Here is a 17,365-nt window from a genome sequence, read left to right as displayed (position 1 = left end):
TTTAAATTTAACCGAATTTACCAAAAATACGAATAATCTACCAAAATGGATATATATATTTCTTCGTGATGAAGAAAAAGAAGCTAATCTAATTGATTTTAGAACTCAATGGTATGGACAAAACAGCACTAATAAACTGATAGAATTTAGAGTATTTCTCAAAACGCTACATTATCTATTTATCGAAGTAAAATTGAAAGAGTTTGTTGATAAAACTATTTTTTCTACGTTTAGAATCCCCAGACGTTAAAAATGTTAAGTAATAAATACTTAATAAATAATAAGCTTGTAAGTTAAAGAACTCATATTAATTAGCGGTACTTAAACAAAAATTATGCCCAAACAAAGCCTAAACTGGCTTCTATTTGCTATGAATACATCCCTATTTTTGTTTAACCAATCTACAAAACGAAAAGACATAGCTGTACGAAATGCTTCTAAGGCTTCAGGAAATGTGTCTAAAGGTTTATTAGCCCAACGCCGTCTTAAACCACCAGTTAGTTTATGCCAAAGGATAAAAGTATAAGCACAAAAGACTAGAATAAAATGTCTTTGTAAACTTTTTTTTTCTCTAACTTGATATTCTTTTAATCCTAACCAACCTTTTGCTTCCCGATAGAAAACTTCTACCCAGTTTCTCTGACCATAAAGGTCAACTATCCATTGCTCCGTCACTATTTCTGATTCAACATTTGTGATTAAGTAGTCAACTCGCGCGTTCCTTAGCGGAGGCAACCTCCGCAGGGTCGCTCGTCAATATCTTCAGCATTTTCTAAGACTGGTGCGTTCATGACGATAGCTATTTTTCTCATTCCTTCTAGCTTTGATATTTCTGCTTCTACGATTGCTACCCACACGGTTTTTGGTTTTTCACCCTGTATTTTAATTTCCTTAAACTCCTCTGAGGACAACCATTGAGCATATTCATCTATTCTTATTGCTTCTGATTTTTCAGAGGAGCTTTTAACTAAAATATTGCGATTTTTAGCGATTCCTCCTATGTACTTTAATTTCTTTGTTTCTAATTCCTTCAAAAAAGATGTATTGTTGCCATAAGCTGAATCTATTAAAACTATTCCTGGTCTATATCCTCGGCTTAAACTTTTATCTATTAATTCTAAGGCTAAGGTGGGCTTTTTCTGAAATTCTGGGTCTTTCTTTCCTTCTGGTAAGGATTTGCCATGCTGATATAATTCTATGTCTAAAGGTAAGCTTTTTTTGCCATCATAGAGATGAGTTGTTACTACGACATTGCCATTATCTGTTTTCCCTATTTCTCCAATGTACTGACGACCTACTCCTGCCGTAAAGTTACCACTTCTTGCTCCGTCTTTACGCTGAGGAGACCTCAGCGCAGGCGGTGCGCTTTTTCTATGTCCACTATCATCAATAATTAAACTGAATCCTCTACTGATTCGCGTTTGGTTGCATTTATTCATTACCTCTAAACGACGTTCATTGATCTGGTCTGCTGACCAGGTTGCTTCGGTTAAGAAATGGTGTAATTTGTGGTAAGTTACTCCTACATTATCAGAAGCCATCTGATATATATTTTTTCTCTCACTTTCGCCTAATAATCCTCCCAAATAGTTTCTAAACTCCCTTTTTTGCGCTTTAGTCCTCAGCTTGTCATCGAACTTTTTACACCACCGATCAAAGCAAGGAGGCATGGCTGCGGGAGTAGTTTCTCTCATAGGAGGCGATCATCAGTAGCAATGACGTAAGAACTATTTATCATAAGCATTTTATCCTATTTTGAGTTTTAGATTTGTTTAAGTACCGTTAGAAGAATAATTGATTGATAACTCTATTATTTATAAAAAAACAGACATGAATATGATTAAAAATCATTCAATTATAATCGCGGTTATCTTCTCAATAACGGTAATTTCAGCGATCGCTTTGACAAGGAATACCGATACGGAAATCGATATCAAATTAGGTGAGGACAAATCGGTAAATATCAAAGGAAAGCAATCGCCTTCGCTACCCGAATAAACAAAAGTTGACTGCTTACCTGGGGGGAAAACAGCCAACTTCTGGATTGTGATAGTTAATAATTAAAAGTAATTGACTCTACATCTGCTTCAATCAATTCTAGATTTTTGATTCCTTCCGCTACGATTTTATCTTTAGCTTGAGCCAACATACCTGGTGACATATCCACACCAATTAGCGAGCCGTTTGGAGCAACTGCTTTTGCTACAGGGATTGCAACTAAACCTGTCCCCGTAGCTAAATCGAGAATTGTTTGCCCAGATTTTACGGAAACAAACTCTAATAATCGTTTGGCGTTTTCAGGATGACCTTTTCCTTCTGAATCATAAGCAGTTCTACCATTAAAAAAATTGATTACTTTTTGTTTATAGTCTTCCTGCATTTTACCGATCTAATTATTAAATAAAATGTAGGGTGGGCGACCGAAGGAAGTACTTTAGTGCAATGCCCACCCTAAAGTCTGATTATCTAACTAACAAACTACTTAAACTTTGGCTTTCTTTTGCTTTTTCTTTTCAGCTTGTTTGGCTCTTTTAGCTGCTTGTTTGGCTGCTTTAGCTTCCGCTTCTAGTTTGGCTTTTTCTTTGGCTTCCGCTTCAGCAATTTTATCCAGGTAGTAGTGATAATCTCCTCGGTACTCAATTAATTCACCTTCTTTAATCTCGACAATTTTATTGGCTACTTGAGAAATAAAATAGCGATCGTGTGAAACAATAACTACAGAACCATCGTAGTCTTTTAATGCTTCTTCTAGCATTTCTTTAGCAGGAATATCTAAATGATTTGTCGGCTCATCTAGTATTAATAAATTTGCTGGAGTTAACAGCATTTTAGCTAAAGCGAGTCTAGCTTTTTCTCCTCCACTAAGAGCTTTTACTTGTTTAAAGACGGTTTCATTACTAAATAAAAATCTACCGAGTAAAGTACGGACTTCTTCATTTTTCCAGGTAGGAACTTCATCATGAATTGTCTCCATGACAGTTTTTTCTAAATCTAATGCTTCGGCTTGATTTTGTTCAAAATAACCAGGAATTACATTATGTTTACCTAAAGAAACTTGACCGTCTTCATATTCTTCCATCCCCATTACCATACGCAATAGAGTAGATTTTCCTGCGCCATTATGACCTAAAATTGCTATTCTCTCTCCTCTTTCGATAGTTAGATTTGCCCCTAAAAATAAAATTTTCTCATTATAAGTATGAGTTAAATCTTCGATGACTACTACATCTCGACCACTACGAGGAGAAGGAGGAAATTTAAACTTTAATGTTTTCATGTTGGAAATAGGTGCATCCACTACTTCCATTTTTTGCAATTGTTTCTCTCTACTTTTTGCTTGAGTACTGCGAGTAGCACTAGCGCGGAATTTATCAACAAATTCTTGTTGTTTGGCTATTTCTTTTTGCTGTCTTTCGTAAGTAGACGATTGTGCTGCTTTATTTTCAGCTTTTTGTTGTAAATAGGCTGAATAATTACCAGGATAAACTGTAGAAACTCCTCTTTCTGTTTCCACAATCTTGGTACAAAGCCTGTCTAAAAACTCTCTATCATGGGAAACAATTACCATCGGGGTATTAATCCCTTTAAGATAATTTTCCAACCATTCAATAGTTTCTAAATCTAAATGGTTTGTCGGCTCGTCAAGTAATAATAGATCGGGAGTTTGTAGCAAAATTTTACCCAAACTCATTCGCATTTGCCAGCCACCACTAAAAGAGCTTACAAGGCGATCGCCATCTTCTGTGACAAACCCAACTTCTGGTAAAATTTTCTCAATCTGGGATTCTAGTAAATAGCCATCTAACGCTTCAAATTTACGCTGTAACTTATCCAATTTGTGAATCAACCGATCTAATTCATCAGGATCGGCAGTTTCCATGTCATGATGTACCTGCTCCATCTGATGATGGACATCATTAGCTTCTATAAATACTGTCCAAAACTCTTCTCTCACAGTGCGTGTTGGCTCAACTTCAAATTCTTGAGTCAGATAAGCTATCTTTAAGCTATTAGGCCGAATAACTTCTCCTGATGTAGGTTCAACCTCTCCATTGATAATCTTTAGCTGGGTAGACTTCCCCGCGCCATTGACTCCTACTAAACCCACTCTTTCCCCTGGCTTAACTTCCCAAGTGACATCTTTTAATACTTCTCCTGTGGGGTAGATTTTGCTAATGTGTTCGAGTCGCAGCATCCAGAAGTCTCCTAGTGGGTAAATTTTTGTTGCGTTTTGTCACTAAACATTATAAGCGATAGAGGAATCAGAACAAATATTGAATTAAGAAAAATCGGGAGTCAAAGAAGGTAACAAGTAGAAATAATACTCACCATTGCTGGTAGTCAGTAGTTATAAAAATCCTCCACAAAAATAAACGCGATTCATAAAATCAGAAAAAGGAAAAAAGGTTTTAGAAACTAAAGCCTTAAGATATTTGCTAAGGAGCAAGATTAAAATATTATTTCTTTCCCCAAAATTTGTTGAATTTCTCTCTTTTAGTGTAATTAATTTTGCACACCTACTTATTTCTGACTTCTGACTTCTGACTTCTGACTTCTTGAATTACTTGCTCTACTTCGTCATAAATTAGTGATGTTTGCATCCAAGAAGTACTTACCATCACTAAAAAAGTGATACAAACTGACAGAAAAAAATAGTCACCAGTAGATAAATCTCTATCAGTACGTTTTTCTTCTTCTAGAGAATGATGTAATTGGTGTTTATCTAGAGTGAAAGACATTAAGATGCACTCGTCGCCTAAAGTACTATTGGAGGTAGCTTTTGAGGAAGATGATTCGTTAGAAGAGGATAAATTTTGATAAGACATTATTTGTTCTCCTGTGTTTTCTGTGTTGATTAATAATAGTTGCGAGTCGATTTAACTAATGCAGTTTTTAAGGGGAATTAGCAATTAAAAGCTGAAATCGGTTTAATGTTCAGGGTGTCTGTAGTAGATTGAGATTGTTAATGCTGCTTTTTTGTCAACACGGGAGTCCCCATTACTCCGCACCTATTATGAATTTCGCTTGATTATACCGTTTATTAAAAATGATAACTAACTCGAAAAATTGTCCTTGTGGAAGTAGAAAAAAATTCAATATTGCTGTGGTAAATATCTCTCAGGAAAAGAATATCCCGCAACAGCAGAACAATTGATGAAGTCTCGTTATACTGCTTTTTGTGAAGGGAATATTGATTATTTAATTGCTACATTACATCCTAATAAACGCCAAGAAAATGATAGACAAGAATTAACCAAAACTATTAACAATACCACTTGGTTAGGTTTAACTATAGTAGACATTAACCAAGGCAAAAAGAATGACAAAATAGGCTATGTTGAATTTATGGCTGTATTTAAAACAACTGAGCCTCAACAACTACACGAACGTTCGAGATTTTTTAAAGTTGATGGTAAATGGTTTTATGTCGATGGAAATATTTTACCCGATCTGATTCTGAAAAGTAGTGACAATTGTTGGTGTGGAAGTGGCAAAAAGTATAAAAAGTGTCATGGGAATTAAGTAGCCTTGTTAAGCAAAAAGCTATAATTAAATCAATGCAAAATATGTTTTTTATTTTCGATAATCGAGATAAAGTTGATGTTAATAACTAAAAAACTACCTATCAATACCGATAAATTTGCTCAAAAAGATCAAATACTAACTATCACGGGAGCAAATTGGCAAGATTATCAAAACTTCGATTCAGAAGAATATCCAGGTTATCGAGTTAGCTATTGGAATGGAGAAATAACTATTGTGTCGCCAGGAAGAAATCATGAAAGAATTGCCGAAGTAATTAATAGATTAATTATTGCTTACTGCGAAAAATTTGATATTTTAGATTTTCCTTTCAGGCAAACCAGACTTAAAGCGGATCGACAAGCTGGCAAAGAGCCTGATTTAGCTTATGCTTTTAATACAGACAAAGATTTACCCGATTTAGTAGTAGAAGTTATTTTTAGCAGTGGTAATATTGATACTCTTAAAGCAAGTTATCAAATGATTGGTATTAGTGAATTATGGGTTTGGCAAAACAATCAAATAACTTTTTATTCTTTAGATAAAAACAACTATATTGTAGTTGAATGTAGTAAGCTTTTAAATAGTTTATCTGCTAGATATTTTGTAGGATTTATTAATAGAGGGTTTATAGATAGCCCCTCACTAATTAAAAAAGATTTTTTACGAACTCTATAAAATTATTTTATCGGTTACAATCTTTATAAAACCACATTTTTTTTAGGTAAACTCATAATAAACTATATTAAATTTATTAACTATTAATTCCCGAATCATACATTTTCTGTACCATTCGAGGATAAAGCACCAAGAAATATATCCACCATAAGATAATTGGCATAGCTACAATAACACTCAACCAAACGATATGAAACAGTAACCAACTAATGCCGATGATAGTAATTCCTGTGAGAATAATTGACCAAGGTTGACACCACCAAGGTTTATAATTCCAGACGTTAAAATTGCTTGTATTTTGATTTTTCATAATTTACAAAAAGGTAAGTAGTTGACAAAAAAATACTCTTACAAAATATCGGTTAAATCTAAAGTAAAATCTAACAAGATATTTTCAACCGACAAACTGATAGGATTAGATAAAGTTTTTACAGGACAATTTGGTCGATAAACTTCTACTTGTTTATTCTGAGGATCGATTAACCACCCCAAAGTCAAACCATTAGCTACGTATTCCTGCATCCTCGCGCATTCCCTTGCCCTAAAGGATTCCCTTCGGTCACGCACTTTCGGCGACGCGGGGTCGCTCGTCATCTTTTTTTGTAACTCTAATAAACTGTCAGAACTAGAGCGCAACTCTATGGCAAAATCGGGACATAAAGGAATAAATTGTTGTTGCTGTTGAGATGTTAAACTTTCCCACCTTTCTTTTTTAATCCAAGCAGCATCGGGAGAGCGAGTTGCGCCATTGGGTAAGATAAAACCTGTAGAAGAATCAAAAACTTCTCCTAATTTAGATTGTTGATTCCACAACCACAACTGTGCATTGATACTAGAATTTCGCTTACCTGTTTCTCCTCCTGTGGGTGGCATAATAACCAATTCCCCTGTTGCAGTACGCTCTAACTTTAAATCGCGATTTGTACTGCAAATTAAAGCAAATTGCTCGTCAGTTAATTCTATAGTGGGATGAAGATTTAAAGTAATGGCATTCATATTAAATCTCTCGAACATATTCTGGTTAATTACAGTCTTTTTGCGATCGCAATTTAGGATGCTCGCCAATGTAAGTACACTAAGCTGTAATACTAAATTAATATAGGGCAAAAGTATTATTCTAGAATCAACCAAATGTCTTTATTCACATATCAACCATGAATCAACCATTATCAGATAAAAAAAACTCTCGCAGATCGATCGCCCGTTTCACTTCGGGTACTGTGTTTGGACTGTTTATCTCAGTAATATATTGGTCTTACTCTGCTTATTTTCAGACTTCTCCTCCGCTAGTTTACAGTATCACTGGTGGTTTGTTTTTAGCAATATTCTGTGGTGCGTTCGCTACTCTTATTAGTTTCGACAAATTAATGGAGTTAATGGATAATTTTCCTCCACTATGATTTAGCAATAACTTTGACCTTGGCTGTTCCCTTTGCCCCAAGGTCACTTGCGGAGTCTTTAAAGACGGAAGTAGTTTGGGTTCCAGTTTAAATCCTTATCCTTACTTGTCGCTGTTCCCTGTTCCCTGTTCCCTGTTGCCTTTAAGAAAAGGATTAATTCATTTTTCTGTTAAAATCGTTTGTTATTTCATCTCAGTGTAGATACATGACAGCCTATCAAATACCTCGTCCTCAAATTCCTAATTGTGCTTGGAAACGTCCCATTGGTAAAGGATGGTCAAAGCCCTACACTGTACGTTATGCTAGCAATTTGGATGATGGTGCGTGGCATGGTGCGCCGTTGGGTGGGTTTGGTGCGGGTTGTATTGGGCGATCGCCGAAAGGAGACTTTAACCTTTGGCATTTAGACGGTGGCGAACATATATTTAAGTCAATTCCTGCTTGTCAGTTTAGCGTTTTTGAATCAGTCGAAGGTGGGGATACTCAAGCGTATGCTATGTGTACCGATAACCCATCTGTAGGGACGAAGAGTGAATCGCCCTTACTATCCCGATGGAATTGGTATCCCAAAGAAAAAGGGGTTTATTCTGCGTTGTATCCCCGTAGCTGGTACGAGTATCAGGGAGTGTTTGCATCGGAGTTAACTTGCGAACAATTTTCCCCAATCTGGAAAGAAAATTATCAAGAAACTAGCTATCCTGTAGCTATCTTTGATTGGACAGCCCATAACCCTACAGATAAGCCAATTACCCTCAGTATCATGCTGACATGGCAAAATACCGTTGGTTGGTTTACCAATGCGATTAAGTCTCCTGAAGTAAAAGTGCGGGATGATGGTAGCCCAGAATATGAGTATCAACCAAAATGGGGTGATAGCACAGGGAATTATAACCAGTGGATACAAGATAACTTTCGGGTGGGTTGCTTGTTAAATCGCATTCAACCCCATAATGAGATACAGGAAGGAGAAGGGCAAATTGCGATCGCAACCACCGCAAACCCCGCAGTAGAAGTCTTTTATCTCAGTCGGTGGAATCCTGAAGGTGATGGTAGTGATGTTTGGGATTCTTTTGCAGCAGATGGCTCTCTACCAGATAGAGAAGATGAAACCCCCGCATCTCCTGGGGAACAAATTGCTTGTGCGATCGCTGTTAGAGTTACTATTAAACCAGGAAAAACTAAGAAAATACCGTTTATTTTGGCTTGGGACTTTCCCATAACCGAATTTGCTCAAGGTATTAACTATTATCGTCGCTATACAGACTTTTTCGGACGTACGGGTAATAATGCTTGGAGTATTGTCAGAACAGCTTTAAAGCATAGTGATTCGTGGAAAGAACAAATAGTAGCTTGGCAAAAAACGATACTAAATCGTAATGATTTACCAGATTGGTTCAAAATGGCTCTATTTAACGAGCTTTACTTACTTACCCAAGGCGGAACTCTCTGGAGTGCAGCTACAGAAGACGATCCTGTAGGACAGTTTGGGGTTTTAGAGTGTATGGATTACCGTTGGTATGAAAGCCTTGACGTGCGCCTGTACGGTTCGTTTGCTTTAATGATGCTGTGGTCAAAACTGGATAAAGCAGTCTTATCAGCATTTGCTAGAGCTATCCCTCAAAGCGACGATCAAGAGAGAATTATTGGTTATAACAACGCAATAGCAATTCGTAAAGCCAAAAATGCCACTCCTCACGATCTTGGCGCACCCAACGAACATCCTTGGGAAGCAACAAACTATACCTCCTATCAAGACTGTAACCAGTGGAAAGACTTATCCTGTGATTTTGTATTGCAAGTATATCGCGACTACCTCTTTACCAAAGGAGACAATAACGAATTCCTGTGGGAATGCTGGGATAGTATTGTGGCAACTTTGGCATATTTAAAAGAATTTGACCGAGATGGGGATGGAATACCCGAAAACTCAGGCGCACCAGATCAGACATTCGATGACTGGCGATTACAGGGAATTAGTACCTATTGCGGTGGTTTATGGATAGCTGCGCTAGAAGCTGCTGTCAAAATTGGCGAAACTCTCATTGCCAATCCTCCCATGAATCCCAATTTACAACCTTCAGACTTTCCTCAAGGAATTGAAGCGACAATAGATACTTATAAAGAATGGTTGCAACAATCGCGATCTTTTTATCATGATACTCTATGGAATGGTGAATATTATCGTCTTGATAGTAAAAGCAATTCCCAGGCTGTAATGGCGGATCAACTCTGCGGACAATTTTACGCTAGATTATTAGACTTACCTGATGTAGTTGAAAATCAATATACCCAATCCGCTTTAAATAAAATATATGATGCTTGTTTTCTGAAGTTTCATAACGGCAAATATGGCGTAGCAAACGGAGTTTTACCCGATGGAAGTCCCGTTAATCCAGATGATACTCATCCCTTAGAAGTATGGACGGGAATTAATTTCGGTTTAGCTGCATTTATGGTGCAAATGGGAATGCAAGAAGAAGCATTTAAGTTAACAGAAACGGTAGTCAAACAAATCTATGAAAATGGCTTACAGTTTCGCACTCCTGAAGCTATTACCGCAGTTGGTACTTTTAGAGCAAGTCATTATTTAAGAGCAATGGCTATTTGGGGTATTTATGGTGTTTTAATTGGTTGGGTGTAATACCTCACGCAGAGGCGCAAAGAACTTGATTGGTGTGTTTTGTCGTAATTATAATTGATTTAGGGAATAGAAGCGATCGCTTTTAGGCAATCTCACTAATCTCGATCGTATTTCCCACGACAATATAATTATCAAAATCATAAACAAAAAGCCCATATCCTATAAGATAATGGGCTTGGGGAGAGGTAAAACCATCAAACATTTACGAGAGTAAATTCAAGACTTACAAGGCGAGCAAAAATGAAATAAATCTTTTAATAAATTCCAATATAAATTAATAGCTATTTTAAAAATTAGCCAAACAAAAAATATCAAAATAGAAGCTTTAATATTTATTTTGTATTTACAATCTATTTTTAACTTAATATAATATTTATTATTTCTGTATAAAAAACTATTTAATGAATAATTTATCACTAGATTTCAATATTAGACCACTATCCATAAAGGATATTACTGCGACATTCAAGCTAAAACGAAAGTCTATTCAAACTTTATGTTCAGAACACTACACTCCTCAACAAATTGAAGCAATGGTAAATGGTGAAGCCAAAGATATTAATTCTGATGAGATAAGCATCGTTGATAGTGTTGGTTTATTTTTAGCTAAATGGATTGATTCATATACTGAATCAAATGATCCAGGTGCAATAGTTGCATATATTGATGACAAGATAATAGGCTACGCTTCTAGAGGAAAGTCATCTTGGTTAAATCAAAGAATTATATATGAGATGTTTGTTCTTCCTGAATATGCTCGCATGGGAGTAGGGTCAAAACTTTTAGAAACCTTAGAAACAAATGCTCAAAATAATAATTGCCAGGTCATTACTGTAGGTGCATCTCTTACAGGAGAACCTTTTTATAAAGTCAATGGCTATCAAGTAATCGAAAGAACTGATTCTTGCTCTAGTGGTGTGCGTATTCCAATTGTTCACATGAAAAAATGGTTAGCTACACCTACAGAAATAGACAAAATTTTATATGATATGTCTGGACAATTTAGTAGAGGAGTTGAATGGTTAACAACAGAAACGGCAGTGTTATTAAAAGAATTTTTGGGAGAATAGTTATTGTTGTTTAGTTTTAGTTTTAGTTTTAGTTTTAGTTTTATTTGATTTGCATTGGATAAACTCTCTTATTCCCTCAATAGTCAAGTACATTTTCGATTTCAATACGATGTCCTTTAAGACGAATATCATCCTCTGATAAAAACTAAAAATAATCTTCTAATTTTGTTGTTGTAAACATTGATTTTTCTTGTTTCAACTTCAAATATATTGTAATTGATTTTTAGGATAAAAGCGACCGCAAATTTTAAGCTTTGCTAATCGCATTATTATTTAATTCATACATTCCATTACTTGAAAGTTCTTTTATAGAATAAGTCAGATAATTGTTAATTCTTAATAATTTTATTCATCAATTATCAAGTTAATTATTACTTGTCTTAACTTGATTCTCTACTTTATTTTGCCACTTGTTAGCAACTTGTGCCGAACTAACATTAAACTCTTGTATTTTTTGGTCTACTTGTTGGGCAAATTCTAAAGCTTCATTTAATTCTCGTATTTTATTGTCATTATTATCATTTTTTTTCTGTGATTTCATAATAAATTCTCCAAACGTTGCTTTAAATTAACAATTAAATTTTTAGTTTCTAAATTATAATCGATCTGAGTAATAAAGGCGATCGCTAAATTTAAGTTTTGTTCAATCGCATTGTTTATTATTTCCATCTTTGATTATTTAGAGCATTTTTCTATAAATTAAGTTAAGTAATAATTAATTCTCAACAAGGTGCTTCATAGCAATTTTAAGAAATTGTCTAAATCTATTCTTGCTTGTTTTAAAATTTTAGCTAAAGTAGATCGCTTTACTGGTCTATGGGCTGGTACAGTTATCTTAAGAGTTTCATCAGGTAACTTTTTTTCTAATCTAATGTGACTACCTCTTTGACGAGCGACCCTGGCGAATTTTATTCGCCCAAGGAACGCCCTAAAGGACTCGCTTTGCGTCGCGCGAGTGTTGACGAACAACTATCCAATTATCTCTTTCCAAAGCTGTGATAATCTTTTTATAGGAAAGACTGGGAACTTTGGTCATATTACCAATTCCCGAACAATAATATTTTTGTTATTAGCAATATCTTCTTCTATTGGTTCGAGATAAAGTTCTATTGCTTCAGTAATGTTTTCTAAAGCTTCATCAATATTATCTCCTTCACTTATACAGCCAGGTAAAGCAGGAACATAAATAGTATATCCTCCTTCATCACTCGGTTCTAATATTACTTGGAGTTTCATTTTTTTATATTTAGTTTTTTATTTTATTTTACATGATTAAAGGCGATCGCAATTCTCAAACATAATCGCGCTTTCCAAACTTTAACAACGACAAGATCGCTATCAAAACCTACTATCTTTATGCTATTTAAGGTCGTAATTTTCGTCTAACCTAACTATGTTATTTCAGCAATAAAATCTTGATGTTCTTTTATTGCTAGTCCTTGTTGTACTGTTTGAATAACTTGAGCCAAATCGTATTGCAATAAAGAATCGATCGCCAGCCATAAACCAGGAAAAACTTCGCTTTTAATAATATTGTTCTCGTCTGGTTGTAGCTTGAAATATTCTCCATCCCTGAGACGAAACCAATCGATAATGCGATCGCTTACTTGCCAAACAATATATTCTTGTACCCCATTACGTCGATATACCTGTAGCTTTTCTTGTAAATCGTAAGATGCGGTACTAGCAGCAATTTCCACAATTAATTCTGGCGCACCTCGAACATAATCATCAACATCTATTTGAGACTGTCCCTTTTCAACTCTCAATAAAGCATCTGGTTGAGGTTCGTTATCGATATCTAACCTCACGGTGGTATTGTCAGCAAATTGCGTCCCTGGAGTCGCAGCATGATAAACAGCCAACCATCCCATAATATATGCGTGAGGTTGTCCGTGAATAATTCTCACAGGAGATGCCGTATATACTCTTCCCTCAATTAATTCGGCTTTTTTAAGTTCTGACATTGCTTGATAGCGTCGCTCGAATTCACTACGAGAAAGGCGATCGCCATTTTCTAAAGGGAGTATTTTTTGCTGATGAGTAACCATGACAATTGCTATTTTTACAAAGGCATCTATATATGCTTATTATATCGATTCATTGAGTTTGAAGGCGATCGCACTTCTTAACCTAGATCGCAATTCCTAAATTTTACAAAGGAATCCAAATAAGTTGATTTTTCCATTCTTTCGCTTCGGTAGTTTCCCAAATTAAAATCAAATCTTCTGCTATTTCTCTAACAGTTGCTCTTGGACTCAACCAAAATAGTCCCCAAATAAATCCGCCATTATTCCAATGTGATTCTATATGTTCTGGCATACTTTGACGATTATCAGTTAGCAAAATACGTTGTGATTGTTGTAAATAAATTAATATTTCTGGGTCTAGTGTGCCAAAACTTGGCGTATTTGCATCCCCTACTCTTAATATATCGATTTCAGGATTAAGTCTAAATACAGCTAATTTTATTCGTGGCGATAAATTTTCATCCAGTAAAAAACGTACTTTCATTTTTACTTAGTAGTTATCTGAGTACGCTGTTCTTTTTCTTTTTTAAACGCTGTACCAGAGGTGAAGGATTTTCAAGAAATTCTTGATATTTTTCTGTTTTATTTTTGGCTAATCGTAATAAGTAAGAGTCTATTTCACTACGATTATGTAAATAATAAGTGATAGTAGCATAAACTTTTTCTAAATTTAAACTTGGTAATTCGTTTAATATTTCTTCTGGTGTATATCCTTCTAAATAATAGTCAATCACATTTTCAATTCCAATACGATGTCCTTTAAGACGAATATCGTCTTCAGACAAAAATTCAAAATAATCTTCTAGTTTTATAGCTGTAAACATTAATTTTTCTTGTTGGAATTTTAACTATATTATAGTTTCTGTTGCTCGAATGCGATCGCATATTCCAAAACAGATCGCACCTCTTCAATCTAACTAATCCCCTTGACAACTAAAAAATAATTATTAAAATTGAATATCTTCATGCAACAATATCAATAACTTCTACTTTAATTTTCATTCCTGTTTTAACTATCATCTGTACCAATTTATCAATACTAAATCTTTCGATATCTCCATTCATTAAATTACTAATTCTTGGTTGAGTTTCATTAAAAAAATCTGCTGCTTCTTGTTGAGTCCATTTTTGTTTTTTGATATACCGTTGTAAATCTAAAATTAAATCCGATCTAATTTTTAAATTTGCTGCTTCGTCAGGTTCAAAACCTAGATCGTCAAAAATATTATCTTGACTTTGTACTATTTGATTATTCATTTTAATTTTCCTTCAATTGTTTTCTAAACTCAATCATTACTTGATAACGTTGTTTTCCTATTTCAATATCTTGCTTAGATGTCTTTTGCATCGTCTTATTAAAAGCATGGAGAACATAAACTGCTTCGGAAAATCTCGCAACATAAAATATACGATAAGCTTCACCTGTTTTGATTCTAATTTCTTCAACGCCTTTTCCGACAATGGACATTGGTTTAAAATCTGTCGGAGAATCACCTCTTTGTACTGTTCTAAGTTAAAAACCTGATTTTCTTTTAGCATCTAAGGGAAATTGCGCAATATCTTGTTTAGAAGTACCAATACAGTAAATTGGTTTATCTGACATTAGATTGATAGTTGATATACCTTATTTAGTATAAAGTATATTTGATGTTTTATTATAAAGGCGATCGCGTTTCTGCATCTAAATCTTATTATTTCAACCTAGATCGCGCTTCTCAATCCTTATCCCATTGAAAACTACAATATCATTATCAAAACAATAAATGAAAAAGCCCCTCGCCTTGTAGGAGAGGGGTTTGGGGAGAGGTAAAATTGTCGAACATTTAAGAGAGTATATTCAAGATTTACAAGATGAACAAAAATGGAGTGAATCCTTTAATAAATCCCAAGATAAATTAATAGCTGCTGCTAGATTAGCTAAACAACAAATTGCTGAAGGAAAAGCACAGCCAATGGATTACGATAAGCTATGAAACTCAAACACTTGATTCTTTTTGTGAGAATTATAAATTACGTTGTTCTAGTGAATACTGTGCAGCATCTTGAACACTAATATCTCGATCTTTTGCTAGTTTATATAGTATATGTATTGGAGTCTTTGGATAAAAAGCTAAAAATTCGCGTTCAAGAACATGGTAACTTTCTGATAATCTTTCTGCGATGTAATTTACAACTGATACAGGTAAATCGTAGTCTCTTAATAAATAGTAATCATAGTTATTGTCAAATCTTAATTTTCTAAGTAATATTTCAACATACATACCTGATTTCTTTGCTAACTCTGGAATACTGAGTGAATATTTGATAATATCATCCTTAATGTAGTTTGGTGTATTAGGATGATTTTTCCATATTGCAGATGTTCCAGAATAAAAATAATTATCTAAGTATTTTTTATTTTTATATAAAAATTCCAAAATTTCTTTAGATGTATTGGGATTTTCAAGTAAACTTCTTAATACTTTCTTAGAGCAAAATTTTTTGGCAATTATGTCTAAAGCCATTACAGGAGTATTTACATTTTGAGCAATCAAATAATGAAGCTTATAAAATTTCTGTGATTTTGCCCACTTTAGTAAAATATTTTGAGGTGTACGTGAATGATTTGCCACATATTTGCGAATCTCAAGCTTAGGAATTACCGAAAGCCTTTCTAAAATTTTACTTTTAACTCGATCAGGCGTATTGTTATTTTCTACAATTGGAATAAGAATTTTATACTCTTTAATTTTAGAAGCTATTTTAATTAATATTTTTGGAGTAGTTTTATGATTTTTTACTACAGCCATTATAGTTTTATCATCATCACTTTTTGATAACTTTTCTAAAATTTCTATAGTTACATTAGGATTCTGAGCTACAAAAGATTTGGCTGATGCGACTTTCGCTAATTTGTTTAATAACGTAAGCGGTGTATTAGGATGTAATGCAACCATTTGTAAAACTTTTGGTTCTGATGATTCCGATAAAGTTGTTAATAAGCTTTCAGAAAAATATTTATTACGCAATAAAAACTTTTTCGCTACTATTTGTCTATCCTTTGCCATCTTCTCTATTAAGCTAATAGGGAGATCGGGTCTTAAAGCAATAGCCTTTTTGACTTTTATATCTGGATAAAAAGCTAGTTTAGCCATCATGTCTGATGAAATATCTGTCCGTTTTGCCATCTTTTCAATTGCATTAATCTTTATATTGTAGTTTGCCTTTAATGCTAATTTTTCTAGTACTTCTAGTGGAGTGTTTTTATGTTGAATTAGACTTAGATAAATGGAACTAATAACTTCTGTAGAGCGATTCCAACCAAGTATGATTTCAGTCTCCGCAATTTCTTCGATCGAACTACTTGTTAAATTTGGTTTCTGGAGAAGATGCAAATAAAGGTCTGGATTTCCAGTTTCGATCAATCTACATAAAGCTTTCTCTGAAATTTCAGGATGTTCTGCTATATCTTTTAATATATAAGGATAATTACCTGTTCGTTTTATTATTTTAAAAATACAATCTGCCGAACGCTTATTTTCCAGGACAGATAACAAAACTTTTGTTGATTGCTTTAAAAGAATTCTCCTGTCTTCACGAATCAATGAAGATAAAACAGGGTTATTGATACATTCTTGAGGGAATTCTTTTGCCAGTTTCCATAGAGTTTTGGATGTTGCATTAGGATTTGTTGCGACACCCTGACGAGTAAGAAAATCTTGACTAGAGGCTAATTGTTTTAACAACTTATGACCAGTACTAGAATTTCTAGCAACTAATCGTGCTAACTCAACATCCATAAAAGCAATAATTTTTTATTTAATAAAATATTTAAGACTCACATTTTATCCTTGCTTACGACTTTGCGAGATAAAAAACCGTCCACACCCTCTACGCAGATGAACACAGATAAAGTTATCGGTTAGCCTCAAAATAAAACAGATAACCTCTCTATAAAAACTCTCTGCTCCTTTGCGACTTATGCGGAGCGGTATCCTTTAGGGCTGCGCGAGATAATACCTCTTTCCCTCAAAGCCCATATAA

Annotated in this window: 20 protein-coding genes and 4 pseudogenes; 7 read left to right on the top strand and 17 right to left on the bottom strand. The window is 34.5% G+C overall.

Annotated features, from left to right (window positions below):
- On the top strand, positions 1 to 250 hold a 250-nt coding region (locus tag H1P_RS37345), incomplete at its 5' end, for a hypothetical protein (protein WP_222427001.1).
- 82 nt (positions 251 to 332) lie between these two features.
- Here the strand turns inward: H1P_RS37345 and H1P_RS09630 are convergent.
- From H1P_RS09630 to H1P_RS09615, 4 genes and pseudogenes are all read right to left on the bottom strand, one after another.
- Positions 333 to 1,694, bottom strand: a pseudogene (locus tag H1P_RS09630) (IS701 family transposase).
- 359 nt (positions 1,695 to 2,053) lie between these two features.
- On the bottom strand, positions 2,054 to 2,380 hold the full coding sequence (locus tag H1P_RS09625) for a methyltransferase domain-containing protein (RefSeq protein ID WP_144866622.1): 327 nt from the start codon (positions 2,378 to 2,380) through the stop codon (positions 2,054 to 2,056).
- A gap of 102 nt (positions 2,381 to 2,482) precedes the next feature.
- The gene (locus H1P_RS09620; RefSeq protein WP_144866620.1) at positions 2,483 to 4,195 is read right to left on the bottom strand and encodes an ABC-F family ATP-binding cassette domain-containing protein; all 1,713 of its coding nucleotides are present in this window, start codon (positions 4,193 to 4,195) and stop codon (positions 2,483 to 2,485) included.
- Positions 4,196 to 4,517: 322 nt separating this feature from the next.
- Positions 4,518 to 4,826: a hypothetical protein gene (locus H1P_RS09615; RefSeq protein WP_144866618.1), complete on the bottom strand. Its 309-nt coding sequence runs from the start codon at positions 4,824 to 4,826 to the stop codon at positions 4,518 to 4,520.
- A gap of 325 nt (positions 4,827 to 5,151) precedes the next feature.
- On the opposite strand from H1P_RS09615, the gene H1P_RS09610 reads away from it, so the two are divergent.
- Together H1P_RS09610 and H1P_RS09605 are read left to right on the top strand one after the other, a co-directional pair.
- Positions 5,152 to 5,523 (top strand): YchJ family protein, encoded by a 372-nt coding sequence (locus H1P_RS09610; RefSeq protein ID WP_342799558.1) that lies wholly within the window; start codon positions 5,152 to 5,154, stop codon positions 5,521 to 5,523.
- Positions 5,524 to 5,601: 78 nt separating this feature from the next.
- Entirely contained in the window at positions 5,602 to 6,201 is a 600-nt protein-coding gene (locus H1P_RS09605; protein WP_144866616.1) for a Uma2 family endonuclease, read from the top strand.
- 76 nt (positions 6,202 to 6,277) lie between these two features.
- On the opposite strand, the gene H1P_RS09600 is transcribed toward H1P_RS09605, so the two are convergent.
- Together H1P_RS09600 and H1P_RS09595 are read right to left on the bottom strand one after the other, a co-directional pair.
- Positions 6,278 to 6,511: a DUF6737 family protein gene (locus H1P_RS09600; RefSeq protein WP_144866614.1), complete on the bottom strand. Its 234-nt coding sequence runs from the start codon at positions 6,509 to 6,511 to the stop codon at positions 6,278 to 6,280.
- Positions 6,512 to 6,549: 38 nt separating this feature from the next.
- Complete coding sequence (locus H1P_RS09595; RefSeq protein ID WP_144866613.1) at positions 6,550 to 7,197, bottom strand: Uma2 family endonuclease; 648 nt, start codon at positions 7,195 to 7,197, stop codon at positions 6,550 to 6,552.
- Between the two features lie 158 nt (positions 7,198 to 7,355).
- Here H1P_RS09595 and H1P_RS09590 point away from each other — a divergent pair, with 158 nt between their 5' ends.
- The 3 genes from H1P_RS09590 (at position 7,356) to H1P_RS09580 (ending at position 11,312) form a co-directional block, all read left to right on the top strand.
- Positions 7,356 to 7,601, top strand: a complete 246-nt coding sequence (locus tag H1P_RS09590; protein ID WP_186375908.1) for a hypothetical protein — start codon at positions 7,356 to 7,358, stop codon at positions 7,599 to 7,601.
- Between the two features lie 205 nt (positions 7,602 to 7,806).
- On the top strand, positions 7,807 to 10,242 hold the full coding sequence (locus tag H1P_RS09585; protein ID WP_144866611.1) for a GH116 family glycosyl hydrolase: 2,436 nt from the start codon (positions 7,807 to 7,809) through the stop codon (positions 10,240 to 10,242).
- 401 nt (positions 10,243 to 10,643) lie between these two features.
- Positions 10,644 to 11,312 (top strand): GNAT family N-acetyltransferase, encoded by a 669-nt coding sequence (locus H1P_RS09580; protein WP_144866609.1) that lies wholly within the window; start codon positions 10,644 to 10,646, stop codon positions 11,310 to 11,312.
- A 79-nt stretch (positions 11,313 to 11,391) separates the two neighbouring features.
- Here the strand turns inward: H1P_RS09580 and H1P_RS39810 are convergent.
- From H1P_RS39810 to H1P_RS37335, 10 genes and pseudogenes are all read right to left on the bottom strand, one after another.
- Positions 11,392 to 11,493: pseudogene (locus tag H1P_RS39810) on the bottom strand (DUF433 domain-containing protein); the annotation flags it as partial.
- 183 nt (positions 11,494 to 11,676) lie between these two features.
- The gene (locus H1P_RS35950) at positions 11,677 to 11,853 is read right to left on the bottom strand and encodes a hypothetical protein (protein ID WP_186375907.1); all 177 of its coding nucleotides are present in this window, start codon (positions 11,851 to 11,853) and stop codon (positions 11,677 to 11,679) included.
- Positions 11,850 to 11,981, bottom strand: coding sequence for a hypothetical protein (locus H1P_RS38875; RefSeq protein WP_281291128.1), 132 nt, complete (start codon positions 11,979 to 11,981; stop codon positions 11,850 to 11,852). The genes H1P_RS35950 and H1P_RS38875 overlap by 4 nt, the downstream gene beginning before the upstream one ends.
- Positions 11,982 to 12,047: 66 nt before the next feature.
- Positions 12,048 to 12,348: pseudogene (locus tag H1P_RS37340) on the bottom strand (type II toxin-antitoxin system HicA family toxin).
- Entirely contained in the window at positions 12,345 to 12,548 is a 204-nt protein-coding gene (locus H1P_RS09570) for a type II toxin-antitoxin system HicB family antitoxin (protein ID WP_144866607.1), read from the bottom strand. Before H1P_RS09570 ends, H1P_RS37340 begins: the two are co-directional and overlap by 4 nt.
- Before the next feature lie 155 nt (positions 12,549 to 12,703).
- Positions 12,704 to 13,363, bottom strand: a complete 660-nt coding sequence (locus H1P_RS09565; RefSeq protein WP_144866605.1) for a Uma2 family endonuclease — start codon at positions 13,361 to 13,363, stop codon at positions 12,704 to 12,706.
- 103 nt (positions 13,364 to 13,466) lie between these two features.
- Positions 13,467 to 13,826, bottom strand: coding sequence for a DUF5615 family PIN-like protein (locus H1P_RS09560; protein WP_144866603.1), 360 nt, complete (start codon positions 13,824 to 13,826; stop codon positions 13,467 to 13,469).
- A gap of 13 nt (positions 13,827 to 13,839) precedes the next feature.
- Positions 13,840 to 14,154 carry a DUF433 domain-containing protein gene (locus H1P_RS09555; RefSeq protein WP_144866626.1) on the bottom strand — a complete coding sequence of 105 codons (315 nt, stop codon included), beginning with the start codon at positions 14,152 to 14,154 and terminating at the stop codon, positions 13,840 to 13,842.
- 151 nt (positions 14,155 to 14,305) lie between these two features.
- Positions 14,306 to 14,599, bottom strand: a complete 294-nt coding sequence (locus tag H1P_RS09550; protein WP_144866601.1) for a helix-turn-helix domain-containing protein — start codon at positions 14,597 to 14,599, stop codon at positions 14,306 to 14,308.
- Position 14,600: 1 nt separating this feature from the next.
- Positions 14,601 to 14,945, bottom strand: a pseudogene (locus H1P_RS37335) (type II toxin-antitoxin system RelE/ParE family toxin).
- Between the two features lie 193 nt (positions 14,946 to 15,138).
- On the opposite strand from H1P_RS37335, the gene H1P_RS35940 reads away from it, so the two are divergent.
- Entirely contained in the window at positions 15,139 to 15,315 is a 177-nt protein-coding gene (locus H1P_RS35940; RefSeq protein WP_186375906.1) for a hypothetical protein, read from the top strand.
- Positions 15,316 to 15,345: 30 nt separating this feature from the next.
- On the opposite strand, the gene H1P_RS09540 is transcribed toward H1P_RS35940, so the two are convergent.
- Complete coding sequence (locus H1P_RS09540; protein ID WP_144866599.1) at positions 15,346 to 17,121, bottom strand: hypothetical protein; 1,776 nt, start codon at positions 17,119 to 17,121, stop codon at positions 15,346 to 15,348.
- Positions 17,122 to 17,365: the final 244 nt, after the last annotated feature.

It is taken from the genome of Hyella patelloides LEGE 07179 (assembly GCF_900659865.1).
GTDB classification, from domain to species: domain Bacteria; phylum Cyanobacteriota; class Cyanobacteriia; order Cyanobacteriales; family Xenococcaceae; genus Hyella; species Hyella patelloides.
This window is presented reverse-complemented; position numbering and strand designations above follow the sequence as displayed.

Bases quoted from the DNA above. Each gene is read 5' to 3' on its own strand.
- H1P_RS09625 (WP_144866622.1), bottom strand. From the start codon at position 2,380: ATGCAGGAAGACTATAAACAAAAAGTAATCAATTTTTTTAATGGTAGA.
- H1P_RS09620 (WP_144866620.1), bottom strand. From the start codon at position 4,195: ATGCTGCGACTCGAACACATTAGCAAAATCTACCCCACAGGAGAAGTA.
- H1P_RS09615 (WP_144866618.1), bottom strand. From the start codon at position 4,826: ATGTCTTATCAAAATTTATCCTCTTCTAACGAATCATCTTCCTCAAAA.
- H1P_RS09605 (WP_144866616.1), top strand. From the start codon at position 5,602: ATGTTAATAACTAAAAAACTACCTATCAATACCGATAAATTTGCTCAA.
- H1P_RS09600 (WP_144866614.1), bottom strand. From the start codon at position 6,511: ATGAAAAATCAAAATACAAGCAATTTTAACGTCTGGAATTATAAACCT.
- H1P_RS09595 (WP_144866613.1), bottom strand. From the start codon at position 7,197: ATGAATGCCATTACTTTAAATCTTCATCCCACTATAGAATTAACTGAC.
- H1P_RS09590 (WP_186375908.1), top strand. From the start codon at position 7,356: ATGAATCAACCATTATCAGATAAAAAAAACTCTCGCAGATCGATCGCC.
- H1P_RS09585 (WP_144866611.1), top strand. From the start codon at position 7,807: ATGACAGCCTATCAAATACCTCGTCCTCAAATTCCTAATTGTGCTTGG.
- H1P_RS09580 (WP_144866609.1), top strand. From the start codon at position 10,644: ATGAATAATTTATCACTAGATTTCAATATTAGACCACTATCCATAAAG.
- H1P_RS35950 (WP_186375907.1), bottom strand. From the start codon at position 11,853: ATGAAATCACAGAAAAAAAATGATAATAATGACAATAAAATACGAGAA.
- H1P_RS38875 (WP_281291128.1), bottom strand. From the start codon at position 11,981: ATGGAAATAATAAACAATGCGATTGAACAAAACTTAAATTTAGCGATC.
- H1P_RS09570 (WP_144866607.1), bottom strand. From the start codon at position 12,548: ATGAAACTCCAAGTAATATTAGAACCGAGTGATGAAGGAGGATATACT.
- H1P_RS09565 (WP_144866605.1), bottom strand. From the start codon at position 13,363: ATGGTTACTCATCAGCAAAAAATACTCCCTTTAGAAAATGGCGATCGC.
- H1P_RS09560 (WP_144866603.1), bottom strand. From the start codon at position 13,826: ATGAAAGTACGTTTTTTACTGGATGAAAATTTATCGCCACGAATAAAA.
- H1P_RS09550 (WP_144866601.1), bottom strand. From the start codon at position 14,599: ATGAATAATCAAATAGTACAAAGTCAAGATAATATTTTTGACGATCTA.
- H1P_RS09540 (WP_144866599.1), bottom strand. From the start codon at position 17,121: ATGGATGTTGAGTTAGCACGATTAGTTGCTAGAAATTCTAGTACTGGT.